The sequence below is a fragment of the Smaragdicoccus niigatensis DSM 44881 = NBRC 103563 genome (genome assembly GCF_000380645.1).
Taxonomy (GTDB): Bacteria; Actinomycetota; Actinomycetes; order Mycobacteriales; family Mycobacteriaceae; genus Smaragdicoccus; species Smaragdicoccus niigatensis.
Genome location: NZ_AQXZ01000018.1, coordinates 37,761 through 63,711, shown reverse-complemented (window position 1 = coordinate 63,711; position 25,951 = coordinate 37,761). Strand labels below are relative to the sequence as shown.

Sequence of the window (25,951 nt, the reverse complement as noted above, 5' to 3'; positions counted from 1 at the left end):
CTAGGACATCGGCTCGAACAGCGGTTGCCGATCCACGCGCGCCGACAACGCACCGAGCGCCCGCCAGGTCCGCGCCGTCCGATCGCGATCGCTCGGCTCGACAAAATTGCCCATGACGCGAAAAGCCCGGTCCGCCAACGCCGGCGAGGCGAACACCCGAGGCGCGGCCGCGCGCAGCACGCGCGGTGAGTAGACCCTGGGCGCGACTCGGCGGGCCAACGAATACGCCCCGCCGTAGCGCTGGCGAAGTAACGCCGGCCACGATTCCGAGAGATCATCAGCCGACAGCTGCTCCGCGCCCAGACGACCCGTCTCGAGCGCGTAATCGATCCCTTCGCCGTTGAGCGGATTCACCAAACCGGCGGCGTCACCGACGATCAACCAGTTGCCGCCCGCGATGCCCGACACCGCGCCGCCCATGGGCAGCAGCGCGGAGGCCTGGTGTTGGAGGGTGCCGCGCAACTTCCAACGGTCGCGATTGTGTTCGGCATAGTTCGCGACGATCGGTCGCAGCGACGCGCCGACGGGGTGCTTCTTCGTCGCAATGAGGAAGACACCGAGGTTCACGAGCCCCGAGTCGCCGGTCGGGAACATCCAGCCGTAGCCACGAAGCACATTGCCGGCCGGGTCACGCGGTTCGAGATCGAAGGTGATCCAGTCATCGGTGGCCAGGTCCGATTCGATGTAGGCGCGTCCGGAGACACCGAACGCAGTGACCCGGTGCCACTGCCGCCCGAGCATCTTGCCCAGGGGAGATCGCACGCCATCGGCGACGATGAGGCTCCGGCAACGCACCGTCCGACGGCCCTCCGGAGTATCGAACTCGACCGCGGTGACCGCATTGCCCGCCTGGACGACGCTCACCGCACGCACCCCATCGACGGAAATCGCGCCCGCTTCGGCGGCGTGGTCGCGTAAACGAGCGTCGAGTTCGGTGCGGGGTACGACACTGCCCATCGCCGGCCAGTGACGCTCAGGCCATGGGATCAACGCTTCGCGACCGAATCCGACTGCGCGAATGCCCCGGCTGACGGAACGCGAGCGCACCCAGTCCCCGAGGCCCAGGTCATCGAGCTCGGCGATCGCGCGAGGCGTCAAGCCGTCGCCACACGTCTTGTCCCGCGGGAACACCGCCGCATCGGCCAGGACGACACTCCGGCCCGTGCGTGCCGACCAGAACGCCGCAGACGACCCAGCGGGGCCAGCACCGACCACGAGAACGTCGATGGATGAGGGCAGCTGTGGCACCCATCCAACCTACCTACTTGCTGAGCAGGTCCTTGTAGCCGCTCCAGGTGGACTGGGCGCCGGTGTCACCAGCCATGACGACGAGGTAGACCGACACCAACGCGACCACCACGGCACCCACTCCGACAGCGAGCTGAACAACTTTGTGCCGGCCGACCGACTCGAGCGGGCCGAGCTTGCCAAGAATGCGCTGGCCACCACTTGCGGCGACGATCCACCACCCCAGGAACAGTCCGAAGACGGCGATCGTGACGTACTGGAGGATCGACCCGTAGTTCGCGTGCTGGTTGATTGTTTCGTCGTCCAGGTTCAGCTTGTGCTTGAGCCAATCGCCCGCCTCAGCGGCAACGAGAGCGAAGATCATCGTGATTCCACCGAGCAGTGGGCCGAATACGCCGATCCGTTCGCGTGCCGCAGGCCACACCACCGAAAGAATGAGCAGTAGCGCCGTCGCCGGCACGAGGACCACGACAAAGTGGACTATCAAAACGTGGGCCGGAAGTCCGTTGACCACCATCGGCATTGCTGTTGCACTCCTGAACGTTCGTCGCGTCTTCGGCATTGAGGTTCGCTTGGAGGCACCCTATCCCGAGGTTGCCGACCACGTTTCAATTGAACCTTTTCGCGGCCTCGGAAATGTCCGATATCAAGATCGTCTCAGGTTGTTGTCAGTCAGATAGATGACCTTGATCACGCTTGAAAAGTGTTGCTTTTCTTCAAATTTGGCCACTTTAGTCACATCAGTCACACCAGTTTCAGATTTGCTTCATCACGGTTAATGCGTTCGTGATCTAGATCCATACTGATCCATAGCAATCCAACACCGAGCGAGCTACGAACCACCCTCGATGGCGCCGGGGTCATCGAGGCAAAACCGTACTTGCAGATCCGCAGGTAGCCGAGCGATCGGCCTGAGTTCGATCTTGGAGCGACTATCTATGACTGACCAGCTGGACGCGATAGCAATCGTTGGGCACGCGAATATCGACGCAGTGCCGCTGTCTCTCGCGCAACTGGGCATGTGGTACGCGCAGCAGCTCGCTCCGCACGTACCGTTCACCGTCGCGCAGTACGTCGAGCTCGAGAATCCCGATCTCGAAATCGTGGCGCAGGCGCTCGAGATCGTCAGCGCCGAGATTGAGTCGATGCGGGTACGCATCATCGAAAATGAGGGCCAGCCGGCACAGGTGGTCCAGCCCGGCCAGATCGTGCAGTTGGAAACCGTCGACCTGCGCGATTCCATCGATCCCCGCGCCGCTGCGCAAGCCTGGATGCGCGGCGATTACCGCCGCCCGCTCGATCTGCTTCAGGACGATCTCATCCGCGCGGTGATGATCCGCATCGATGAGACGCATTGGTTCAGCTACATGCGCGTCCACCACATCACCATGGACGGCTACGGAGCGACCCAGGTCGTCAACCGTATGTTCGAGGTCTACACCACCTTGTGGCACGGGATGCAGCCTGCGCCCAAAGCGTTCGGAACCGTCCGCGAACTCTACGAATCCGAGGCCAGTTACCGCGACAGCACGCGGTTCGAGTCCGACAAGCAGTACTGGGCAAAGCAGGTCGCCCGCATCACCGAGACGACCACGCTGTCGAGTCGAACCGGCGGACCCGGCGCCATCAGCCTGCTCGCGTCCGCGATCTACAGCGGTGCAGATCTCGCCAACATCGACGCCGCGGCCGAGCGCGTCGGCTCGAGTCGAGCCGGGGTGCTCATCGCCGGTTTCGCGGCATACCTCTCGCACGTTCTCGACCGCCCAGACGTCGTCGTCAGCCTGCCCGTCGCGGCCCGGACCACGGCACTGGCTCGGCGGAGTTCCGGAATGTTCGCGAACATCGTTCCGCTGTGCGCGCACGTCGAGCCGACGACGACAGTCGGCGGGCTCATCAACGCGATGGGCACCGAGGTGATCGGCGCGCTCCGGCACCAGCGGTACCGGCAGGAAGATATCCGTCGCGACTCTCCGATCGCGGCGACCGGCCGCGAATTCTTCGGCCCCCGCGTCAACGTCATGCTGTTCGACCGCGAACTCCAGTACGGCGCGCAGTCGGCGACCTTCAACGTCCTCATGTCGGGCGGCCTCGAGGACATCGGCGTGAACCTCTACCACTCCGATGGTGGGGACCGCGTGCACGTCGACTTCGAGGGCAACCCGAACCTCTACTCGCAGAGCGAGATCGATCTTCACCACCGGCGATTCGTCGACTTCCTTGGCCGATTCGTCGCGGCCGCGCCGGAGACTCCGCTCAGCTCGATCTCGGTCCTGAGCCCCGAGGAAGAGCACTCGGTCCTCGTCGAGTGGAACGACACGGCACACCCGGTACGGGAGGCGACCCTGACCGCGCTGTTGCGCGAATCGTTCGACACCCATTCCGATCGCATCGCGCTCGTCGACGACAGCGGCGTCGAACCGGTGTCGCTGATGTACCGCGATGTCGACAGCCGTGTCAGCCGATTGGCCCGACACCTCATCGCGCACGGCGTAGGGCCCGAGTCCGTCGTCGCGGTCGCCATCCGGCGCAGCGTCGACCTCGTCGTCGCCATGAACGCGGTGCTGCAGGCTGGCGGCGTCTACGTCCCGGTCGACCCGGATCACCCGGCGGAACGCAACGAGCACATTTTGCGCAGCGCGCAGCCGTCGTGCCTGTTGGTGTCGGGCACCGGACACGGACTCGCCGCCGACTGCACGATGATCGATGTCAACGCTGATCTGTCGGACACCTCGGATGCGCCGGTCCGCGATGAGGACCGCTTGGCGTCACTTCGTCCGGACAACACCGCCTACATCATCTACACCTCTGGATCGACCGGCCGGCCCAAGGGCGTCGCGGTCTCGCATCGCGCGATAGTCAACCAGCAGTTGTGGATGCTCGAGCGGTACGGCATCGACGCCACCGACGTCTATCTGCAGAAGACCGCAGCCACGTTCGACGTGTCGATGTGGGGCTATTTCCTGCCGCTGATGGTGGGCGCCCGGATCGTGGTCGCACCGTACGACGGTCACCGCGACGCCGAGTACGTGTCCAACGCCATGACCAAGCACGCCGTCACGGTCACTGACTTCGTACCGTCGATGCTGTCCGTCTGGGCATCGTCCGCGAACCCCGGTCGCTACCACACGCTTCGGCACGTTTTCGTCATCGGCGAAGCGCTCCCGGTCGAGACTGCCGCGCGCTATCGCCGAGTCGCGAACGCCGAGCTCGACAACCTCTACGGGCCCACCGAAGCTGCCGTGAGCATCACGCGGTGGCCGGCCACGACGCGCGACAGCGGTTCCGTGCCCATCGGTGGTCCGGCCTGGAACAGCGGCGTCCTGGTTCTTGATTCGCACCTGCGGCCCACACCGATCGGCGCTGCCGGACACCTGTACCTCTCGGGTGTTCAGCTGGCGCGCGGCTACCACGGACGCTCCGACCTCACGGCAGACCGCTTCGTCGCGAATCCGTACGGAAAGCCCGGCGAGCGGATGTACCGCACCGGCGACCTCGTGCGTTGGCAGTACCGCCAGGGCGAGAACGGCTCCATGATCCCCGCGCTCGATTACCTCGGCCGAACCGATTTCCAGGTCAAGTTCCGCGGTCAACGCATCGAACTCGGCGAGATCGAGACCGCCCTGCTCGCTCAGTCAGGCGTGCAGCAGGCCGCAGTGGAAGTGGTCGACGGACCAGCCGGACAGCAGCTCGTCGGTTATGTGGTCCTGCAATCGGGCGAATCCGCAACCGAAGAGGATCTCCAGAACGCGGTGCGCCGCATCCTGCCGGGCTACATGGTCCCGGCGGCGATCGTGATGCTGAGCGCGTTCCCGCTCAACGGCAGCGGCAAGCTCGATCGCAAGGCTCTCCCCCGGCCGGAATTCCAAACGGTCACCACCGAGTTCGTGGCGCCACGGACCCGCACCGAGGAGATCCTCGCGGCGGTCTACGCCGACGTCCTCGGCGTCGGACGCGTGGGCGTCAACGACAACTTCTTCACCCTCGGCGGCAACTCGCTCAACGGCACACAGGTCATCTCCCGAGCCGGACAGGAACTCTCGCGTGATCTCACGATCCGTGACCTGTTCGAAGCACCCACCGTCGAGCAGTTTGCCGCGCGTGTCGACGCGATGCCGATCCACGACCACGGCCGTCCGCCGGTCACCCGGGCGCCGCGCATCGGTCGAATCCCGTTGTCGCCGGCCCAACGCCGCCTCTGGTTCCTCAACCAGATGCAGCCCGAACTCGCCGCGTACAACATGCCGTTCGCGGCCCGGATCAAGGGACCGTTCGAACTTTCGGTGCTCGAAGTCGCCGCACGCGACGTCCTCGAGCGACACGAAGCCCTGCGCACGATCTATCCGGACTCGGCCGCCGGCCCGCACCAGAAGATCCTCAGCCCCGACGAGATCGTCCTCGACCTGCAGATCGTCGACTGCACCCAAGCCGAGGCGGACCGCCAGCTGCGCGAGATGTCGCTCGCCGGCTACGACGTCACCCGCGACCCGATCATCCGCACGCGGGTGTTCCGCCTGAGCCCGGACGAGTTCCGATTCGTTCTCGTGCTGCACCACATCGCGGGTGACGGCTGGTCGGTTGCGGTCTTGGCTGCCGACGTCCTGCACGCGTACGCCTCGCGTCTGCACGGCCGGGAACCGTCGTGGGCGCCGCTGGCGGTTCAGTACGCCGACTTCAGCATCTGGCAGAACAACCTGCTCGGTGGCTGGCGCGCGCCGTCCCCCTTCGCCGCCAACCAACTCGACCACTGGCGTCAGGCGCTCGAGGGCGCACCCGCCGAACTCGAGCTCCCCACCGACCGCCCGCGCCCGGCGCGACGCAACGGCGAAGGTGCGCAGGTCAAGTTCAAGCTCGACGCCGATGTCGTCGCAGCTCTCGATGCGGTGGGACGCCAGCACAACGTGACGATGTTCATGGTGCTGCATGCCGTGCTCACGGTGCTGCTGTCGCGCGTCACGGGCAGCAACGACATCCCGATCGGCACGCCCACGGCGGGCCGTGGTGACCGTGCGCTCGACCCGCTCGTCGGCATGTTCGTGAACACGCTGGTCCTGCGCACACAGGTCGACCCGGACCGGCCGTTCACCGAACTTCTCGGCGCGGTCAAGGCCGCTGACCTCGGTGCCTTCGCCAACGGCGACGTGCCGCTCGAGACCGTGGTCGAGGCGGTGCAGCCGGTTCGTTCGTCGTCGCACCAGCCGCTCTTCCAGGTCATGTTCGCGTTCCAGAACGTCGCCGAGGTGATCCTCGACGTCGAGGGTCTGCGGATCGAGCCCGAGCCCGTCGAACTGTCGGTCATCAAGTTCGACATCGACATCTCCCTCATGAAGGAGACGGACGAGCAGGGCCGGGCCCGGATGGACGCCTCGTTCGGCTACGCGACGGACATCTTCGACCGCTCGACGGCCGAGGAGATGGCCGCGGCGTTCCAGCGCATCGCCTACACCGTGGCCGCTGACCCGTCGATTCCGGTCGGCGCGATTCCGCTCGTGGACCCGGCCTCGCTGCAGGCACCCGTGCAGATCCCGCAGGAACTGTTCCCCGATCTGCTTCGCGGCGGCTCCATCCGGTCGGGCGACCGGTTCATCTCGCACCGTGAACTCGACGCCTGGTCCTCGCGACTGGCTCGCGAGCTCATCTCGTACGGCGCCGGCCCGGAGCAGTTCGTCGCCGTGTCGATCACGCGCTCGATCGAATCGGTCGTGTCGCTGTGGGCTGTGGTCAAGACCGGAGCGGGCTTCGTCCCGATCAACCCCGAGTTCCCGGCCGAACGAATCGCCTTCATCCTCAAGGACACTCGCGCCAAGATCGGCCTCACGACGAGCGCCTGGCGGCGTGCCCTGCCGGACACGCAGACCTGGCTCATGGTCGACAACCCGGCGACGGCGTCCCGTCGTTCCGGCGCACCGATCACCGACGCCGACCGAGTGCGGCCGCTGCGGCTCGACGACGTCGCCTACCTCATCTACACCTCGGGTTCGACCGGCCTTCCGAAGGCCGTCTCGGTCACGCATCGGGGTCTCTCCGAACTCACCGCTGAGGTCATCAAGACGCTGCAGATCACCCCGGATTCAGTGGTGCTTCATGCCCACTCGCCGAGCTTCGATGCGGCGATGCTGGAGATGCTGGGCACGTTCCACGCCGGCGCCTCGCTGGTGATCAACCCGCCGGACATCATCGGCGGCGAAGAAATGGAACGCATGCTGATCCGCAACCGGATCACGCACTACATGACGACGCCTGCGGTCCTCGCGACGCTCGACCCCGACCGTCTGCCGGATCTTCGCACCGCGGTCGTCGGTGGTGACGCGTGTCCGCCGGCGCTGGTTTCCCGTTGGGCGCCGCACGTCAACCTGATCAACAGCTATGGCCCGACCGAGGCCACGGTCATCACTGCGCAGACGGGCCCGATGGTGCCGGATCTTCCGGTGACCCTGGGCAAGCCCCTCCCGGGACTCCAGGTTCTGCTCCTCGACGAGCGTCTTCGCCCGGTCCCGACCGGAGTCCGCGGCGAGGTCTACATCGCCGGCCCTGGTGTGGCACGCGGGTACCACAACCGCCCCGACCTCACCTCGGACCGTTTCATCGCTAACCCGTACGGCGCGCCCGGCGACCGCATGTACCGGACCGGTGACCTCGCCTCGTTCAACCACGAGGGTGAACTGCGGTACTACGGACGCACCGACCGGCAGATGAAGATCCGCGGCCAGCGCATCGAGCCGGGTGAGATCGAAGCCTTCCTGTCGCAGCAGCCGTCTGTCGACCAGGCGGTCGTGTTGCCGCACCACGACCCGGCGACGGGCGCGCATCTGGTCGCCTACATCGTTCCGAAGCCGAACCAGAACGGCTACCTCGCAAAGGTGAAGGCGGCCGCTCAGGACACCCTGCCGCGTGCGATGGTTCCGGGCGCATATGTCGAGGTGTCCGAGTTCCCGATCACCCCGAACGGCAAGCTCGACACCAAGGCCCTGCCGGCTCCCGTCTTCACGACGAACCTGGACTTCTCCGAGCCGCAGACGCCGCTCGAAGTCGCATTGTCCACCGTGTTCGCGGACGTCCTCGGAATCGAACGAGTCGGGCTCGACGACGACTTCTTCACACTCGGCGGCACCTCGCTGCTGACGCTGACGCTGCGTGAAGAACTCGTCGCGAAGGCCGGGTTCCAGGTCTCCACGCGAGCGATTTTCGAAGCCTCGACGGTGCGTGCGCTGGCGCGGCACAAGTCGGTCCGGCGGGCCGGTGCGGTGGCGCCCGAGATGCTCGAAGCCGACTCCGTGCTGCCGAGCGACATCATCGGCGGGCACCTGCCACGTCCCCGCAAGGTGCGGAATGTGCTGCTCACCGGTGCGACCGGGTTCCTGGGTGCACACCTGCTGTCGGAATTGCTCAGCCGTCCGGGCACGGTCATCTGGTGCCTCGTCCGCGCCCCGCACGACGCGGCCGCGGCAGATCGGGTGCACGACGTCCTCAAGGCTCGTGGACTGTGGGAAGAGCGGTTCGCCCCGCGGATCGTCGCCATCGCCGCGGACCTCGGCAAGCCGAAGTTCGGACTGTCGGACAGCGACTACGAGCACCTCAGCTACGAGGTCGACCTCGTCTTCCACAACGGAGCGCGCGTCAACCACGTCGAGTCGTACGACACGCTGCGCGGTGTCAACGTCGCCGGCACGGTCGAGATTCTTCGGTTCGCGACGACCGCCAAGGTCAAGCCGGTCCACTACGTGTCGACCGCGTCGACCGTGATGCACAGCGGAGACACCGAGATCGCGGAGTCGACCACTCTGTCGTCCGCCGATGTGCCGCCTTCGGGTTACGTGTCAAGTAAGTGGGTTGCCGAGCAGCTGATCCTCGCGGCTGCGACCCGCGGCATTCACACCGCGATCTACCGTCCGACCCTCATCGTCGGTGACCGCGCGACCGGCTACACGAACACCTCGGATGCCTTCTGGGCGATGGTTCGTGCGGCAGCCGAACTCGGTGCCGCACCGGATTCCGGCGACGCCAAGGTGTCGATGCTGCCCGTGGACTACGTCGCGACGGCGATCATCGAGCTGGCCAGCCGCGGTCGTTCGGCGCGGTCCGGAACGGCATACCACCTGGTGAACTACGAGCCCGTGCTGGTCTCGTCGGTTCTCGAGGCGCTGCGCCGCAACGGGTACGACATCGAGTCCGCCGACGAGCAGGCTCTGCGAAGCCGCCTGCAGACGGAGGCAGTGGCCCGCAGCCGTCAGGGCGACGACAGTCTCACGGCAGCCGCGGTGCTCAGTGACGCAACCGACCACGACCCGGCGATCACGGCGACGCTGCTCGACACGAACGTGCGACGCACACTGGGCAATTCGTTGCTGCCGCCACGGATCGACGCGCGTGCACTCGACCGGTACATCGGCTACCTCAAGGAGATCGGCTTCCTGCCGGCACTCGAGGACGACGAGGCCGCGGCCGGCTAAGCCGCGGTCAGTTGGGCCGCGGTCAGTTAGGCCGCGGTCGGCACCTGGCTCGAGGTTCGGCGGAACAGCGCTGCGATCACGTCCCGGAAGCGGTCCGGGTTCGTCGTCAGCCAACTGTGGTTGCCGTCGACGAGCACGAACGGCGAGTCCTCCGCCGCGTCTCGTAGCGTCTGCATCGTCACCGTCGGGATAACGCTGTCGTGTCGACTCCACACCAGCGCGATCGGCAATCCGCGGCGGCGTAGTGCGCGAACCTCGGCGGTGAGATCGGCGTTTCGGGCGAGCCAGCCCGCGCGCCATACGGCACGCGGGTTGCGAGCGAAATTGGGGATGCCCTCGCGCAGGATCATCGGCAACGCGGTCCGGACGGTCCGCATCGGCATGACGTTCGACCGCAGGTGCAGACCCCAGTCCCACAGCGGCCGCTGCCCGATCCGGCACTCGGCGCCCCGACGGTCGTACCAGGTCGAACCGCCGATCGAATTCACGAGCACCACCCGCGAGACGAGGTCGGCGAACTCATATGCCAGGCGAATGGCCACGCCACCGCCCATCGAGTACCCGATGACGCTCACCTTGCCGGTTATGCCGACGCTCGTCGCAAACGCGGCCACCCAGTCGGCATAACCGCTGAGACTGAAGTCGGACGTCGGGAGTTCGGCGGATCCGAAGCCCGGCATCGACGGCGCGTAGACCCGGAATCCGGACGCTGCCAGCAACTCGAGTGCGGGGGTATAGAAGATGCCTCCAGCCAGTCCCCACCCATGCAGGAAAATCACCGTCTCCCCTGCGCCGCCGACCAGGTAACGAGCCGGACGACCGTCCACTTCTACTTCGCGCCACTGCATTTCAGGCAAAACCGGCGGAGTGTGCATCATCGAACCTCCTAGACATTTAGTTCAACGCCGGAGGTCGATCTGTAATTCCTGTCACACCCTCGATGTAGCGTCTGATTCATGGCTACCTGGCAGGAATTCCAACAGCAGGCACCCCACATCTCCGCGCTCTTCCGTCGGCGCCACACGGCGACCGGCAACCTGTGTTTCCTGGGCACCCTCATGAAGGACGGATCGCCGCGCATCAGCCCGATGGAACCGTGGATGTTCGAAGGGCAACTATGGCTTGTCGGCATGCCGGGCACGACGAAGTTCGCGGACCTCGCTCGCGACCCGCGATTCACGCTTCACACCGCGTCCGCGGACCCGAAGGTCACGGACGGCGACGCGAAGCTGTCCGGAACGATCCACCACGTGGACGATCCCGACCAACAGAAGCGCTGGTTGGAAGACATGTTCGAGCGAACCGGCCATGACTTCCGCGGTGAAGTTTTCGAACAGTTCCTCGCGGCCGACATCACGAGTGCGTCGTCCGTCGAGGTCGCCGACGACCACCTCGACATCACCGTCTGGAAGGAAGGTAAGCCGGAGTACGTCGTGCGCAAGCACTAATGTGTCGCGTACGCGCCGATATCGGCCGTTTCGCCACGTTCTTGCACACCTGCGGACAGCGAGTATTCGAATCCGACCTGGTATCCGTCGGGAATCTCCACCGGTGCGGACCCGGCAGCGCCAACGAGGATCGAGTCCGGCTTGGGCCGGAAGTCGCCTGCGACCACGTCGATGAATCCGGGGTCTCCGGTGAACGTGAGTTGCTGGGTCCACCCCTTGACCGATCCACCCTCGCGTTCGGACTCGTCACGCCATTGGACGATCGTCGTGGAGAACGCGTTCTTACCCAGGTTGTGGACTCCGCTCAGCCGGTCCAGGCTCACCTCGGTAGGTGGTTGGCCGGGCGTGGCGCTCGTCGCATAGAACACGTTGTTCCAGATCTCGGCCGTTTCGTCCCCGGTGCTGAGTTCGAAGATCGATCCGCTCCAGGCTTTGCTCTGGTCCATCCGGAACGCCACGGTGTTCGAATAGAAGTACAGGGTGCCCTTGCGATACGTCTCCACCGATCCGGAGTCACCGCCGTAGTGAATCGCGTACGAACCGTCTTCATTGCCCAGGGAGAAGAGGTTTCCGTACACCCAGGTCTGGTGATAGCTCGGCAGCTTCCCCACGACCGGGAATGAGTCCTGCGCCTCGACGAGGTCGAGCAGCCGCTGCCCGCCTTCGATCACGTTGTAGCGGACCACCGTCCCGGTAGACCGGTCCTTGAGACCTCCACCGAGCGAACCCGCACGGGTATTGCCGTAATGGTTGAACTGATAGACGGTGTCTTCTGCCTCGACGTACGACTGATGTTCGTGGTCCCGGTCGACGACGCTGTTGTTCGTGAACTCGTTTCCATCGACGAGAATGTGCCGCGACAGAACCTCCTCGGAATCGCCGGAAGCAACGAACAGGCCGTTCCCATTTCCGGTGATCACGCAGTTCCGGACAGTGATCCACTCACCGCGTTCAACGAAGATCCCGGCGGCGTTGTCGGGATACGAGGCCTGCGCACCCGAGAAGTCGCTAAAGGTGTTCCCCGGGTAGGCACCCGTGAGTTCCAGACCCGAGATGACGATGTACTGCGGCTTGGCACCCCATTCGCTGCCCTTTGGCGGCGACACCGTGATTAGACCACGATCCTGGGTCCGGCCATAAATGGACACCATGTCGGGACGCGTTGTGGCACCCGAGCCATCGATCACCGGGCGCTTTCCGGTTGCGTCCGGAATCCCGCAGACCGTGATAGGGGCGTCCTTCTTCCCCTTCCCAGCGATCAGGATCTTCTCCTTGTACGGGTCCGGCCGGGCGTAGATGTTGACGCGGTCGCCCGGGCCGAGATCGAGCCAGGGCACATCGCCGATCGCGGCGAGCGCCTTATCCGGTCCGACGTCGTAGGTCTTTCCCGTCGCCGGCGCCGCGCAGCTGCCATCCCAGACATCGGGAATATGTTGTTCGGCGACAGGGGAACTCGCTTTGGAGTCCGACGCTGCTGGTGTCGAGCCGCAGGCCACCGCAGTCGAAAGAGTCAGCGTCACCAAGGCCAGCCGCCCTACGCTCCCCACGACGTCCCCTCCACCGTGAAGTCACCGCGGGACGGATCTTTGAATGTCGGCGACCGGTTGATCTGGACATCCGGCCCGATCACGACGGCACCGTCCGCGCCGCCGATGATGCTGCTGTTCACGGTCCCGGGTTCCGCAGCGGGGGCCTCGGTACAGGTGTCGCATTGGTTCACGTCGCTGACGCCGCCGTTGGCCGCGATGATGCTAACGGTCAGGTCGAAGTGCGAGCCGCCTTCGGCGTACAGACCTGAACCGTGAACGTCGTCGCCGCAGCCGGAACCGGTGATTGTCAGGTTGCTCAGCGTTGCGATCGTGCCGAAATTGCCGCCTCCGTCGAGGTACAACCCCGCCCCTGCTTCGTGACAGACATTGGCGTAGAACAAGTCACCGACAACGGTTCCCTCCACGGAATCGTCGAGGAACAGACCGCTGCCCTTACTCGGCGCCTCGTTACTGACCCAACGATTGCCTTCGAATCGCGCCTTCGGGCGCGTCGCGGACGCCTCGCCATAGAAGATTCCGCCGCCGCCCCAGCCGTAACCCGCCTGGTCTCCGATGGTGTTCGAGCGGATCAGATTGGCTCGCACGACCATTCCGTCGCCCGTCAGATAGAGACCACCGCCGTGATCGCTGCGGGCATGGTTGTTCTCGACAAGGTTCCGCTCGAGGACCGCGCGCGGGCCTTGAACGGCGATGCCCGCGCCCCGAAGCGACGCGTTGTTCCGCACGATGTTGTCGGCGATGGTCAGCGAGGTGTTGTCGCCCGCAGAGATTCCGCCGCCGAAGGTGTGGCAATCGCAGGTGTTGAAATCAGCGCCGTCGTCGTTGCCCTCGATGAGATTGCGCGAAATGGTGACTGATCCTGAATGCGAGACCCAGATGCCGGAGCCATGACCGACGCCCCACTCATCGCGGTGCGCCTTTCCTCCGGTGATCGTGAAGCCGTCGATGGTGGTGTCGCCGGCCTCGGAGAAGCGCATCACCGAGTCGCGACCGCCGGCATCGATCACAGTTTCTTGATCAGCCGGATTCCGGGTCGTGAAGTCGCTGGAGAATCCACCTAGGAGGGTCAGCCCGCGACCTTCGACGACTACCGTTTCGGAGTACCGCCCGGCGGCCACCTGAACGGTGTCGCCGTTCTGGGCGGCGCTGATCGCAGCACCGATCGTCGAGTATGAGCCCTCACCGCCGACGCATCGGATCGTCCCACCGCACGGTTTCGGATCAAACCCGCCGCTGCGGTCGGGTGACCAGTCGAAGCCGGGAAGCTTGGCGCGAGAATCGGCGCTGCCCGGGCCGGTAGTGGTCGCCCTTCCCGGAAGCCCCGCCGAACATCCCGTCAGCAATATGCCGACCGCGATCACCGCAATCGGCCCGCGCGAGACGAGCGGGTAGAGCACGTTTACAGCCTAGGAACGTGCTCTACCCGAAATGTCGCTATTGAACAGATTGCCGCTTAGACCGTCACGACGTCGAGCTTGCCGTCGGCGTGCTGCGCGCGAATGACCTTCTTGTCGAACTTTCCCACGCTGGTCTTGGGCACCTCGGTGATGAAGGTCCAGTACTCCGGCAGCTGCCAGTGGGCGACCTTGCCGGTGAGCGATGCCTTGAGCGTCGCGGCGTCGGCCGCGGCACCTTCCCGCAGCACGACGGCAACCAGCGGCCGCTCGTCCCATTTCGGATCCGGGATGCCGATCACCGCAGCTTCGAGCACAGCGGGGTGCGCCATGACCGCGTTCTCGAGGTCGACCGACGAGATCCACTCGCCACCCGACTTGATGACGTCCTTCGAGCGGTCGACGAGGGTGAGATAGCCGTCCGGCGTGATCTTTCCGACGTCACCCGTGCGGAGCCAGCCATCGTGGAACTTCTCCGGATCGATGACTCCACCCTGCGGCGAGTAGTACGAACCAGTGATCCACTGACCCTTGACTTCGAGCTCGCCGAGGGATTCGCCGTCATTCGGGACGACCGCTCCGGTGTCGTCGACGAGGCGCGCCTGCACACCCACCGGGAATCGACCCTGGGTGTAGCGGTACTTCCACTCCTCGTCGCCGCTGACGCCGGCGGGCGCGTGGGCCACGCAGCCCAGCGGAGAGGTCTCGGTCATGCCCCAGGCATGCAGGATCCGGACGCCGTGCTTCTCCTGGAAGGCGTGCATCATCGCCGGCGGGACCGCGGAGCCACCGACCACGACTTCGCGCAGGTGAGAGATGTCCTGCGGGCTCGCTGCAAGTGCGGAAAGAACACCGATCCAGATGGTCGGGACGGCAGCAGCGAAGGTGGGCTTTTCCGCGGCCATGGCTTCGAGCAGCGGGCCCGGCTGGAGGAAGCGGTCGGGCATGAGGAGCGAGGCACCGGCCATCATCGCGGCATACGGGATGCCCCACGCGTTGGCGTGGAACATCGGCACGATCGCGAGGATGTTGTCGCGCCCGGAGATCTCCATGCCCGACGGCGTACACACCTGCATCGAGTGCAGAATGCTCGAACGGTGTGAGTAGACAACACCTTTCGGGTCGCCAGTGGTGCCGGACGTGTAGCACATCGCGGCGGCACTGCGCTCGTCGACGACCGGGAAGTCGAAGGTGTCGGACTGCGCGGCGAGAAGGTCGTTGTAGCCGTGAACCGTCACGCCGTCCGGCGCGGTGACGCTCGCCGGGTCGCCATTGGCGACGATGACGTGCTTGATCGAGGGCAGCGTCGGCAGGTACTGGTTGAACATCGGCACGAGCGTGCCGTCCACGATGACCACCCGGTCATCGGCATGGGCGACGACGAACTCGACCTGCGCCGGGAACAAACGAATGTTCAGCGCGTGCAGAACCGAACCCATGGCCGGGATCGCCGCGTAGGCGACCATGTGCTCGTTGTTGTTCCACATGAAGGTGGCGACGCGGTCGCCCTCCTGGACGCCGAGCGACTGCAGCGCGTTCGCCAACTGCGCGGCCTGCGTGCCCATTTCGCCGTAGGACATGGTCCGCACGCCGGTTCCGGTCCAGGTCGCCACGACCGCCTTCGAGTGGAACGTCGAGGCGTACTTCAGCAGCGTTGCCAGTGATAGCTGCTCGTCCTGCATCGTGCTGAGCATGTGGGAGGTCCTTCCCTGGTGGGGTCCTTACGTCACGCGTCGCGCGCGAACACGGTTGAAAGCTAGCACCGGATTCGGACACCAACATGAGAACGACTCGCGAATAAGACACCGCCGAAGTCGTCGCCTCCGGTCTCGATGCATACCATCGCCTCATGACCTGGGCCCGACTGCTCTTCATCACTCTGCTGGCCGCGACGCTCGGTCTGGCCACCGCGTGCTCCAAGCCCGATCTGCCGCCGGCCGCCGGACTGTTGAAGCAGAGCGCCGAAGCCACGGCAGCGGTCAACAGCACTCACCTCGTGATCAAGGTCAACGGCGATCCCGAAGGTGTCAAGGTACGGAACGTCGACGGCGACGTGGATCGTGCCGGCAACGCCCGCGGATCTCTCAAGGTGAGTCTCAGTGGCACGGTCATCGAGGGCGACTTCGTGATCGTCAAAGGGCAGGCGTACTTCCGCGGACCGACCGGCAAGTTCACCGAGTACACGACGGAGCGGACCAAGGAACTCTACGACGCCACCGCCATCCTCGATCCCAACCGCGGCCTCGCCCACCTCCTGACGGTCGCGACCGACACCGAATCCCAGGACATCGACAGCATCGACGGGCAGGACGCCTACAAGATCACCGGCAAGCTCACGAAGGAGCAGGTCACACCGCTCGTACCTGGTCTCAAGAAGGATCTGGATGTCGTCTTCTGGGTGCCGGTTAACGGCCCCCGGCATGTTCTTCGAGTCTGGTTCTCCACCCCCGACGCCGATCCGGTTCCGACGGTTGAAGTGAAGGTGTCGGACTTCGACAAGCAGTTCACCGTCGAGAAGCCGGCCCTGGGGTGAGGGCTCCCGCGAGGATCCTGAAGCATCGCGGCTGGGCGGTCGGATCGGCCGCGCTGTGCGTGATGATCGGGGCGCTCGACACCTACGTCGTCGTCAGCATCTTCGGCGACATCATGCGCGACGTCGGGATCGCGGCGAACCGGCTCGAACAGGCGACGCCGATCGTCACGGGGTACCTGCTGGGGTACATCGCGGCGATGCCACTGCTCGGGCAGGCATCGGACCGATTCGGCCGCAAGCCTCTTCTGCAATCCTGCCTGGCGCTGTTCATCGTCGGATCCGTGGTCACGGCGATGGCCACCGACATCACGACGATCACCACCGGCCGCGTCATTCAGGGCGTCGCCAGCGGCGCCCTGCTGCCCGTGACGATGGCTCTGGCGGCCGACCTGTGGGCCGAGAGAGGTCGCGCCACCGTTCTCGGTGCGGTGGGCGCCGCGCAAGAGCTCGGCAGCGTCTTCGGCCCGCCGTACGGTGTCGTCGTCGCCGGCTCGACCGTGTGGGCTTCGGCGTTCGCGATCACCGGCTGGCGTGGGGTGTTCTGGCTGAATGTCCCGCTGGCCTTGCTGTCGATGCTCGCGGTGTGGATCGGTGTGCCGAAGCGCGACAAGGGCATTCAGGACCACGTTCGCGTCGATGTGATCGGCGGCGTGCTGCTTGGTGTGGCGCTGGGGTGCATCGTCGTCGGGCTGAGCAACCCGAACCCGCGCGAATCGCTGCTCGCGCCGTGGGGAGTTCCCACCTTGGTCGCGGGGATCGCCGTATTGGGCGTGCTCGTGTGGTGGGAGCGCCGCAGCACGGTCACGTTGATGGACCCGACCGGCGTCGAGTTCCGGCCGTTCTCGGCCGCGCTCGTCGCCAGCTTGGCCGCTGGTGCCGCGCTCATGGTGACGCTCGTCGACGTCGAACTCGTTGCGCAGGGCGTGCTGCACCTCAACAAAACGGAGAGCGTCTTCGTCCTGCTTCGATTCCTCGTCGCGCTACCCATCGGTGCACTCGTCGGCGGCTGGCTTGCGCATCGCTGCGGCGAACGCCTTGTCGCCGCCGTCGGATTGCTCCTGACGGCGGCGGCGTTCGTATTGATGTCGCGTTGGCCGACAGATATCGAGGGAGCACACCGCTCACTTCACGGTTTGTCCCTGCCGGTCATGGACACTGACCTGGTCCTCGCGGGCGCGGGGCTGGGACTCGTGATCGCTCCCCTGTCCGCTTGCGTGCTGCGGGTCGTGCCGTCGACACAACACGGCATTGCCGCGGCCGCAGTGGTCGTGGCCCGCATGACAGGGATGTTGGTCGGGGTCGCTGCGCTGTCCGCATTCGGGCTTTACCGGTTCCATCGATTGACGGAAAACCTCAACACGCCGATCTCGATTGGCTTCGACAACGACGCCGACTACGAAGCGGCGTTATCGGTTTACGAGCGGGCCGTCACTGATGCGCTCATGACGAGCTACCGGGAGAATTTCACGATCGCCGCGGGAATCTGCCTGGTGGGCGCTACGGCCGCGCTCTTCATTGGGCGACGGAAGCCAGCCGACCCATTCGCTTCTGATAGGTGACCGCGTCGATTTCGCCGGCCATACGCTCGCGGATCAGGATGTCCTCGGCGGTCTGCAGGTTCTCTTTGTCCTGCTCCGTGGCGACGCAGCGGTTGCGCATCGCGGGGTGTGAAAGCTTGGCAACGGTACGGAAGACGTCGTCGCGGCGAGCCTTTTCGCGTCGCTTGATGACGTACGTGGCAGCAAGAGTCGATGCCGGAACGCCGACCATCGCCAGTGTCGTGATGTAGATCAGATCCATTTCTGGGCCCACCTTCTGGTTGCGTGTACCAGGCCCACCTGCGACCCCAACTCTCGCCGCTTGTGTACCCGGTGCCTAGCGCTTCGCATCTCGAAGACTCGGCCGAAGACCTATACAAATGACAACAGAGTGATCTCGATTTGTAATCCACCCGTGACGCAGGTCATACTTGTCGGTTGCTCAGCTGCCGCGGGGTTGCGAAGGCCGTTATCGGGCCGATATCTGCAGGTCACGGACTAGATCAGTGATCTCTGCGAATCCCCAAGGTGAACAAGTCGCGAACGCGCAGTGTGGTGGAGAGCACACTGCCCAATCGGCTCGAAGTCAGATATCTTGGTCCGTTTACGGTTGCAAGACGTGCGCCAGGGCGCCCAGGGCGGCCCCGCGGGCGCCGGCCATATCGAGGTCTGGAACCGTCGCCACGACTGCGGTCTTGGCCTGTTCCGTGCGCAACGTGGTGTTCGCGCGGACGGTGTCGATGAACCAGTTGCGGAAGTCGGGCTTCGTCTCGACGACACCGCCGCCGATGAAGTAGGCCGTCGGATCGGTGAAGTTCGCCGCGATCGTGAACAGTCGGCCGATCGCCTTCGCTTGCTGCTCGAAGATCTTGAGCGACATCTCGTCGCCCTCCTCGGCGAGAGTACGAACCTGCTTCGCGCGGTCCTTGGCGCCACTGACGCCGTGCAGCGGGTGGTCCGGATAGCGCGTCAGCCAGTACGGCAGCAGGTTGATCTGAATGCCCGTCAGGGACGCGATACTCTCCGCGTCCGACTCGAACCCACAATTACAGCGTGGGATCGGCTGACCCTCCTCCAGAATGTCGTGCGCAGGCACGAAGACGTGTCCAAGCTCGCCGGCCATGCCGTTGCGGCCCTTGATGATCCGCCCAGACTCCACGATGCCGCCACCGAGGCCAGTGCCGATGATCGCCGACACCGACGAGTTCTCATAACCCGTGGACCCGAAGTGCTCGCGATGCGCATACAGGGCCGCAGCGTTCGCGTCGTTGTTGTAGACGACCGGGCGCCCGATGCGCTTCTCGAGGGCAGTGCGGATGTCGAATCCGCGCCACTCGGGGGTGGAGAAGTTGGTCGAACCCATGGAGGAGATGACGCCTTCGGCACTGGCGGGGCCGGGAGTGTCCAGGCCGACAGCGCGGACGTCATCAAACGAAACGCCGGTGAGTTCGAGGACGTTGTCCAGGCATTGAGCGAGCGCATCAACCGCGGCTTCCGGTCCATCGAGCACATTGCTCGGCGACTCGACCATCCGATCGACGAGAAAGTTGCCATCCGGATCGAGAACTGTCCCGTTGTCCTTCGTGCCGCCATTGTCCAGCCCGACAACGAACCATGAGCTTGCCACGATCAGCTCCTCTACGCAGTGTCCGCCTTGGATTCTTGCGCGAGGCCGTCTTCGGTGACCGTCAGTTCACTGAATCGCTGCGCGAAATTAGCCGGCGGCAACAAGAGCCAGGCGGTGCATCCCACGGTGGTAAGCGGTCGAATCGATGTCGCCGGACATCCGGGCACGCAGGAGTCGGTTCTCAGCGGTCGCCAGGGCGTCGAAGTCGGGTGCCGTCAGCTCGACTTGCTGAAAGCACGCCGGGTGTGACAACTTAGCTACGCGCCGAATCTGACGCTGCTCGTGCCTACGCCGTATGAACGCGGCAATCGCCGCCGGCACAGGTACGGCGAGAACGGCGATTGCGCTCAGTGCAACTAGCTCCACTGCGCCCTCAACTCCAAAGGTGCCATCGGTGCGATGGCAGTTGTCAGCTTCCCGCACAGATGTTGGCTGAGTTCCAGCTATCGCTCAGAACGCCGCCTCCGGCGGGTGCGGTTCTCACCGCTTGACTCTCAATGATGCCAACAACGAAACGCGTGCGTTTCAGTTTCACCTCACGACTCGCCGGGATGTTTTGGTGAGCTGCGTGTCATTGCCCGCCACGCCGGATCAATCGGCCCCGTGTACGGCTTGTCCGGTTTGCCGGTCGTTTGGCAGCCTGCATACAGCTGGCTCTTAATTTGACGGTCCAAGATCACAGCGTCCCGCAGTATTCGTCCTGATCGAGGTGGTAAATGACCGACAATTCTGACGCTCAGACCGAAAAGCTGCAGCCACCACCGCCTCCGCCGGCGTCGCCATCGGTCGCCGAAATGCCCACGCCGTCGAAGTGGCACCGGTTCCGCAATGACCCCGTCAAGGTGCTGATCGCCGCCGCCTCGATCGGGCTGTTCGGCTTCGGCGCCCTTGCCTTCACGGCCGGGTATTGGGTCGGGCACGCGGACCGTGGCGACCGTGGAGTTATCCAGCGTTTCGAAGGACCCGGTATGCGGGGTCCTATGCAATTCCGGCACCAGTTCGTCAACCCGCCGGGTGAGCCGCAGAGTCCGGCTGCCACGACCACTCCTAGCCCCACCAGTTCCGCGACCTCCTGACGAGTAGGCCGGGGGCAATGTCTCCGATTTCGGGGCTTGTACGAAAGTGGTCTTTCGTACAGACCGTCGGGCGGGAGACTCTTACTTCGGAATCGATCGACACCCCACTTCCGCCGAGTCGATAGGCTGCTTGAGCAATCGAACTCGGCGGGAGTGGCATGGGTAAAGACGAATCGGCGCAACCGCTCTACGAGCTGTGGCGCCGCCAACGTCGCTTCCGGGCACGCTTCGTGTTCGCGACGATCATGTCGACGATCAACAAGGTCGCCGACGTCATGCCGGAACTGCTCATCGGCGCGGCAGTCGACGTCGTCGTGCGCGGTGACGCCTCGTTCATGGCGGGTCTGCTGCACATCGAATCGCGATACGCCCAGATCGGTTGGCTGGCCGTCTTCAACTGCGTGGTGTGGATCATCGAATCGGTATCCCAGTACATCGCCGATGTCGCCTGGCGTGGGCTCGCGCAGGGAATCGAACACGAACTTCGCCTCGAGGCTTACGACCACGTGCAGCGTCTGGACGTCAGTTGGCACGAATCCCGGCCACAGGGCACCACGTTGGCAACGCTCAATGACGACGTCAACCAACTGGAGCGCTTCCTCGACGTCGGCGCTCCCGCGATCCTGCAGGTCACGCTCAACGTTCTTCTCGTGGGCACCGTCTTCGCATTGACGTCGTGGGAGTTGACGGTCATCGCCTTCCTCCCGATTCCGATCATCATTTCGGGTTCGCTGCTCTTCCAGAAGCGTCTGGCACCGCTCTATGCGCGCGTCCGGGAGGCGGTCGCCGATCTGTCGGGAGTGCTGTCCGCCAATCTCGCCGGGATCGCGACGATCAAGGCCTTCACCGCCGAGAAACGCGAGCGGCAGCGCATCGAGTCCTTCTCGTCGTCCTACCGGCAGGCGAACCTCGACGCCATCCGATCCTCTGCGGCCTTCGTCCCGCTCGTCCGCATGGCCATCCTCGCCGGATTCACCGCGACGCTGCTCATCGGCGGTTTCCAGGCGCTCCACGGCGAGTTGGAAGTCGGTCTGTACTCCGTGCTGGTGTTCATGACCCAGCGGCTGCTGTGGCCCCTGACGTCAGTGGCCGAGGTCCTGGACCTCTACCAGCGCGGAAAGGCATCGACCGCGCGAATCTTGAAGCTGCTCGACGAACCCGTCACGGTGTCGGCCGGGACGGACCGTCTCAGTGTCCCGGTTCGGGGCCACCTCGAGTTGCGCGGAGTTCGTGCCGGATACCGCGATGCCCCCGATGTTCTGCACGGAGTCGACATCGAAGTGCCGGCCGGCGAAACCCACGCGATCGTCGGGCCGACCGGAGCGGGCAAGTCGTCGATTCTGCGGCTCGTCCTGCGCTTTGATGATCCGCGCTCGGGAGCCGTCCTTCTCGACGGCCGCGACGTTCGTGACCTCGACTGGGACTCACTCCGCGGATCGATGGGGTATGTCTCGCAGGACGTCTACCTCTTTGCCGGCACGATCTTCGAGAACATCGCCTACGGGCGCGAGGACGCATCACGCGACGAGGTGCGGGCTGCGGCGGTCGCAGCCCACGCAATCGAGTTCATCGACAAGCTGGCGGACGGTTTCGACACCGTCGTCGGCGAGCGGGGCGTGACGCTCTCGGGTGGCCAGCGACAGCGCTTGGCACTCGCGCGGGCGTTGCTTCGGGATCCCGCGATCCTCGTTCTCGACGAGGCGACGAGCGCGGTCGACAACGAAACCGAGGCCGCGATCCAGAAGTCGCTGCGGGAGGCGACGCGGAACCGGACGGCGATCGTCGTGGCGCACCGATTGTCGACGGTTCGGCACGCGCATCGCATCTGGGTCCTCGACTCCGGACGGGTCATCGAGGCCGGCAATCACGACGAACTCGTCGCTGCCGACGGACCGTACGCGGCGTTGTGGCGCGTACAAACGGGAGAAGCGTCCGCGAGCGTCATCTGACCCTCGCGGACGCCTCGTCCGTTGTCTAGCTGCCGGTTCCGGTGCCCAGGATCGACGACAGGATCCCTTGCAGAATCGTGAAGATCCCGGACAGACCTGTCGGCGTGGTCGTCGTGCCGGTTCCGGTCGACGCCGGCGTCGCGCCGGTGACCGTGAGAACGGCCGTCTTCGTCAGGCCGTCCTTGTCCTCTGGATTGTCGAAACAGTGCAGAGTCGTGTCGTACTTGCCCGGCTGCAGGTCGTCGATCTTCAGCGTCTGCTTCAAGACGCCTCCCCCGGACTGCGCAGTCTTGTAGGCCGTTTTCGTCGTCGAGGTCGCCGACTGCGACTTCACGTCGAGCTTGCACAAGACCGTCGATCCGCTGACCGATGACGTCGCGTCGACCGAGGCCGATACCGACGTGCCCTCCGTCTTGAACGCGACCGTTCCGCTCACCGCTGCCGATGCTGTACCAGCACCGAAAGCCGTAGCCAGTGCGGCCGCACCAATCATCGACGCGACCACGCGATTGCCCAGACGAGCTGTCCGGAACTCCACCGTCTTTACCTCCCCCTACCTGGAAAATTGCTTGATTTGAACGCTATGCGGCCTCGTCTACCGCGAAATGTGCAGCACCGCTGGCTCTTTCAACCGTTACGAGGGCGAGGCCCAGGTGTGACGTGCAAACGAAGAAGCGTCCGCGAGCGTCTGGTGACGCGCGCGGACGCTTCTCCTGGAGTTACTAGATCTTGTTGATGATCGTGGTCAGGAACTGCTTGACCGTCGACATGATTCCGGCGATTCCGGTCGGCGTCGTCGCTTTCGAGGTCGTGGCCGCAGCCGCAGGCTTTGCCCCGGCAATCTCCACGACATCCGTCTTGGTCAGGCTGTACTGGTCACCGTTACTGTCTGCGCAGTTCACCTTGACGTCGTACTTGCCAGGCTGCAGGTTGTCGATCCGAAGGCTCTCGCTGAGCACTCCCGAATCCCCCGACTTGTCCGTGCGGGACGTCGTCTTCGGCGTCGAACCTGCCGCCTGAGACTTCGCGTCGAGCTTGCACGTGACGTTCTCGCCGCTGCCGAAGTTCGAGACGGCATCGATCGCGGCCACGATCGACTTGCCCTCGGCCTTGAAGATGACTCCGCCGTCGACCGCAGCCGACGCAGAACCTGCACCGAAAGTCGCGGCCAGAGCAGCAGCACCGATCGCCGATGCCATCACTCGATTACCCAGATGAGCCGTGCGGAGCTCCACCGTCTTACCTCCCCGATGCGCGGCATTGTTGCCTCGAATGCAAGGTAGGTCGTGGCCAGCCCGGCGAAATACGTGGCACGAGCCCCGATTTCAACCGTTACGGGGGTGACGCCCGCGCGTGATCGCGGCCTACTCGTCGTCGCGAACGACCGGAACGAGGTCGGCCGTGCACCACTTGCATTTCGTCGCGTCGACGGCGACGAACTCTTTGCAGTACTCGCACTCGACCGTGCCCTGAGCTTTGAAGTTGCCCATCTTGTAGCGGATCAGAATTCGAACCAAAGCAAACAGCACGACCGCCAACAACAGGAAGCTGACGAGGTCGGTCAGGAAGGCGCCGTACTTGATCTCTGCGCCGTTGACCGTCAGGGAGAGATTCGAGAAATCCGGCTTTCCGAACAGCGCCGCGACGAACTGCATGATGACGTTGCTCGCCAGCGACTCGACGAGGGCCGCGAACGCGGTTCCGATGATGAATCCCAGCGCAAGGTCGAACATGTTTCCACCCAGCGCGAACGACTTGAAGTCTTTCCAGAACGTACGCATTGCCCCATTTCCCATCTTCGGTGACGAATTTTGGCGCGTATCATCGCACGTCAATCGCGAAAACGATCTCGGGCGAGCGTGTTTCGCGGAGTAACGTCTCCAATGTCCGAAAATCGGGACTCACCGCGGGACTGCTCATGGCTCTTCACCTCGTCCGGGAGCGGTCGACGCTCCGCGCTCTGCTCGTCGGCGTACTCGCCACGGTCTTGGTGTTCGCAACGGCGTGCAGCACGGACAAGTCCACCGAGCCGGAAGCACCGCCGAGCCAACACGTCATCAAGCGCCTTGATCCCGCCCTCGCTGCCAAGCTCGATGCCGCGATCGCGGACACGATCAAGAAGGCCAATATTCCCGGTGCGATCGTCGGGATCACCGGCCCGGACGGTACGTATGTTCACACCGCGGGTGTGGCGGACAAGGCCACCGGAGCGCCCATGAAGGCCGACTTCTACGGCCGGATCGGAAGCGTCACCAAGACCTTCACGGTCACCGGGATTCTCCAGCTCGTCGGCGACGGAAAGATCGGGCTCGACGACCCGATCTCGAAGTACATCTCCGGAGTTCCCGAGGGCGACAAGGTGACGATCCGCATGTTGGCGCGCATGCAGAGCGGACTACCCGATTACAGCGAGAACGACGAGTTCATCAAGCTGTTCCTGTCCGACCACAACCATGTGTTCACACCCCAACAACTGCTCGATTTCGCCTGGACCTCCCCCATGCAGTTCGCGCCCGGGACGAACTGGAAATACACCAACGTCAACCTGATCCTGCTCGGCATGGTCCTCGAGAAGGTCAGCGGACAGAAGATCCAGGACTACATCGGCGAGCACATCCTCAAGCCGCTCGGGTTGAAGCACACGATCTTCCCGACAAATGCCGACTTCCCGGACCCGCATGCGCAGGGCTACACCGTTCAGGACGAGAGCGGCAACGAGACGATCTCCACCAATTGGAACCCGTCGTGGGGCTGGGCCGCCGGTGCAATGATCTCCAACCTCGACGACCTCGAGATCTGGGCGCCGGCACTCGCGAAGGGCACGTTGCTCAAGCCGGAGGTTCAAGCGCAGCGCATGCAGATGGTGAGTGCGCTTCACCTGCCCGCACCCGACGGGTATGGACTGGGAATCTTCAACGTCGGCGGGTGGATCGGGCACAACGGTTCGCTGCCCGGATACGAGACTGTCGTGACCTATCTGCCCGAGAAGGACATCACGATGATCATGCTCATCAACACCGACGAGCAGTATGGAGAGCTCGAACCGAGCACGGCCCTCGCGCAGGCTGTCACGCAGGTGCTGACCCCGGATCACGTCTACAACCTGGCGGCGGCGGCGCAGAACTGAGGCGCGGAAAAATC

19 protein-coding genes are annotated in these 25,951 nt (G+C 64.6%); 7 read left to right on the top strand and 12 right to left on the bottom strand.

Annotated elements, in window-relative coordinates; all coding sequences use genetic code 11:
• Nucleotides 1-1,248 carry a geranylgeranyl reductase family protein gene (locus tag F600_RS0116335; RefSeq protein ID WP_026306602.1) on the bottom strand — a complete coding sequence of 416 codons (1,248 nt, stop codon included), beginning with the start codon at nucleotides 1,246-1,248 and terminating at the stop codon, nucleotides 1-3.
• A 13-nt stretch (nucleotides 1,249-1,261) separates the two neighbouring features.
• The gene (locus F600_RS0116330) at nucleotides 1,262-1,771 is read right to left on the bottom strand and encodes a DUF2231 domain-containing protein (RefSeq protein WP_018161701.1); all 510 of its coding nucleotides are present in this window, start codon (nucleotides 1,769-1,771) and stop codon (nucleotides 1,262-1,264) included.
• A gap of 415 nt (nucleotides 1,772-2,186) precedes the next feature.
• Here F600_RS0116330 and F600_RS28680 point away from each other — a divergent pair, with 415 nt between their 5' ends.
• A complete protein-coding gene (locus F600_RS28680) occupies nucleotides 2,187-9,695 on the top strand; it encodes a non-ribosomal peptide synthetase (RefSeq protein WP_018161700.1) in 7,509 nt (2,502 codons plus the stop codon).
• 26 nt (nucleotides 9,696-9,721) lie between these two features.
• On the opposite strand, the gene F600_RS28675 is transcribed toward F600_RS28680, so the two are convergent.
• On the bottom strand, nucleotides 9,722-10,573 hold the full coding sequence (locus tag F600_RS28675; RefSeq protein ID WP_211220081.1) for an alpha/beta fold hydrolase: 852 nt from the start codon (nucleotides 10,571-10,573) through the stop codon (nucleotides 9,722-9,724).
• A gap of 78 nt (nucleotides 10,574-10,651) precedes the next feature.
• Between F600_RS28675 and F600_RS0116315 the strand changes: the two genes are divergently transcribed.
• Nucleotides 10,652-11,143: a pyridoxamine 5'-phosphate oxidase family protein gene (locus tag F600_RS0116315; protein ID WP_018161698.1), complete on the top strand. Its 492-nt coding sequence runs from the start codon at nucleotides 10,652-10,654 to the stop codon at nucleotides 11,141-11,143.
• On the opposite strand, the gene F600_RS28670 is transcribed toward F600_RS0116315, so the two are convergent.
• From F600_RS28670 to F600_RS0116300, 3 genes are read right to left on the bottom strand one after another with little or no spacing between them, the layout of a single operon-like run.
• Nucleotides 11,140-12,690 carry a right-handed parallel beta-helix repeat-containing protein gene (locus F600_RS28670; RefSeq protein WP_156024646.1) on the bottom strand — a complete coding sequence of 517 codons (1,551 nt, stop codon included), beginning with the start codon at nucleotides 12,688-12,690 and terminating at the stop codon, nucleotides 11,140-11,142. The genes F600_RS0116315 and F600_RS28670 overlap by 4 nt on opposite strands.
• Entirely contained in the window at nucleotides 12,678-14,090 is a 1,413-nt protein-coding gene (locus F600_RS0116305; RefSeq protein WP_018161696.1) for a right-handed parallel beta-helix repeat-containing protein, read from the bottom strand. The genes F600_RS28670 and F600_RS0116305 overlap by 13 nt, the downstream gene beginning before the upstream one ends.
• A gap of 56 nt (nucleotides 14,091-14,146) precedes the next feature.
• Nucleotides 14,147-15,781: a long-chain fatty acid--CoA ligase gene (locus F600_RS0116300; RefSeq protein ID WP_018161695.1), complete on the bottom strand. Its 1,635-nt coding sequence runs from the start codon at nucleotides 15,779-15,781 to the stop codon at nucleotides 14,147-14,149.
• A gap of 155 nt (nucleotides 15,782-15,936) precedes the next feature.
• Here F600_RS0116300 and F600_RS28665 point away from each other — a divergent pair, with 155 nt between their 5' ends.
• Together F600_RS28665 and F600_RS0116290 are read left to right on the top strand one after the other, a co-directional pair.
• Nucleotides 15,937-16,620 carry an LppX_LprAFG lipoprotein gene (locus F600_RS28665; protein ID WP_018161694.1) on the top strand — a complete coding sequence of 228 codons (684 nt, stop codon included), beginning with the start codon at nucleotides 15,937-15,939 and terminating at the stop codon, nucleotides 16,618-16,620.
• Nucleotides 16,617-18,179 (top strand): MFS transporter, encoded by a 1,563-nt coding sequence (locus F600_RS0116290; RefSeq protein ID WP_018161693.1) that lies wholly within the window; start codon nucleotides 16,617-16,619, stop codon nucleotides 18,177-18,179. The genes F600_RS28665 and F600_RS0116290 overlap by 4 nt, the downstream gene beginning before the upstream one ends.
• On the opposite strand, the gene F600_RS0116285 is transcribed toward F600_RS0116290, so the two are convergent.
• From F600_RS0116285 to F600_RS0116270, 3 genes are all read right to left on the bottom strand, one after another.
• Nucleotides 18,133-18,420 (bottom strand): hypothetical protein, encoded by a 288-nt coding sequence (locus F600_RS0116285; protein ID WP_018161692.1) that lies wholly within the window; start codon nucleotides 18,418-18,420, stop codon nucleotides 18,133-18,135. The genes F600_RS0116290 and F600_RS0116285 overlap by 47 nt on opposite strands.
• A gap of 342 nt (nucleotides 18,421-18,762) precedes the next feature.
• Complete coding sequence (locus F600_RS0116280; RefSeq protein WP_018161691.1) at nucleotides 18,763-19,785, bottom strand: ROK family protein; 1,023 nt, start codon at nucleotides 19,783-19,785, stop codon at nucleotides 18,763-18,765.
• 87 nt (nucleotides 19,786-19,872) lie between these two features.
• Entirely contained in the window at nucleotides 19,873-20,151 is a 279-nt protein-coding gene (locus F600_RS0116270; RefSeq protein WP_018161689.1) for a hypothetical protein, read from the bottom strand.
• 350 nt (nucleotides 20,152-20,501) lie between these two features.
• Here F600_RS0116270 and F600_RS0116265 point away from each other — a divergent pair, with 350 nt between their 5' ends.
• Both F600_RS0116265 and F600_RS0116260 read left to right on the top strand, forming a co-directional pair.
• A complete protein-coding gene (locus F600_RS0116265; protein WP_018161688.1) occupies nucleotides 20,502-20,861 on the top strand; it encodes a hypothetical protein in 360 nt (119 codons plus the stop codon).
• A 158-nt stretch (nucleotides 20,862-21,019) separates the two neighbouring features.
• Nucleotides 21,020-22,810 (top strand): ABC transporter ATP-binding protein, encoded by a 1,791-nt coding sequence (locus F600_RS0116260; protein ID WP_018161687.1) that lies wholly within the window; start codon nucleotides 21,020-21,022, stop codon nucleotides 22,808-22,810.
• 25 nt (nucleotides 22,811-22,835) lie between these two features.
• Here F600_RS0116260 and F600_RS0116255 read toward each other — a convergent pair whose 3' ends face one another.
• From F600_RS0116255 to mscL, 3 genes are all read right to left on the bottom strand, one after another.
• Nucleotides 22,836-23,348: a hypothetical protein gene (locus F600_RS0116255; protein ID WP_018161686.1), complete on the bottom strand. Its 513-nt coding sequence runs from the start codon at nucleotides 23,346-23,348 to the stop codon at nucleotides 22,836-22,838.
• A gap of 184 nt (nucleotides 23,349-23,532) precedes the next feature.
• Complete coding sequence (locus F600_RS0116250) at nucleotides 23,533-24,045, bottom strand: hypothetical protein (protein WP_156024644.1); 513 nt, start codon at nucleotides 24,043-24,045, stop codon at nucleotides 23,533-23,535.
• Nucleotides 24,046-24,174: 129 nt separating this feature from the next.
• Complete coding sequence (gene mscL, locus F600_RS0116245) at nucleotides 24,175-24,591, bottom strand: large conductance mechanosensitive channel protein MscL (RefSeq protein ID WP_018161684.1); 417 nt, start codon at nucleotides 24,589-24,591, stop codon at nucleotides 24,175-24,177.
• Between the two features lie 137 nt (nucleotides 24,592-24,728).
• On the opposite strand from mscL, the gene F600_RS0116240 reads away from it, so the two are divergent.
• The gene (locus F600_RS0116240) at nucleotides 24,729-25,937 is read left to right on the top strand and encodes a serine hydrolase domain-containing protein (protein ID WP_051090862.1); all 1,209 of its coding nucleotides are present in this window, start codon (nucleotides 24,729-24,731) and stop codon (nucleotides 25,935-25,937) included.
• Nucleotides 25,938-25,951: the final 14 nt, after the last annotated feature.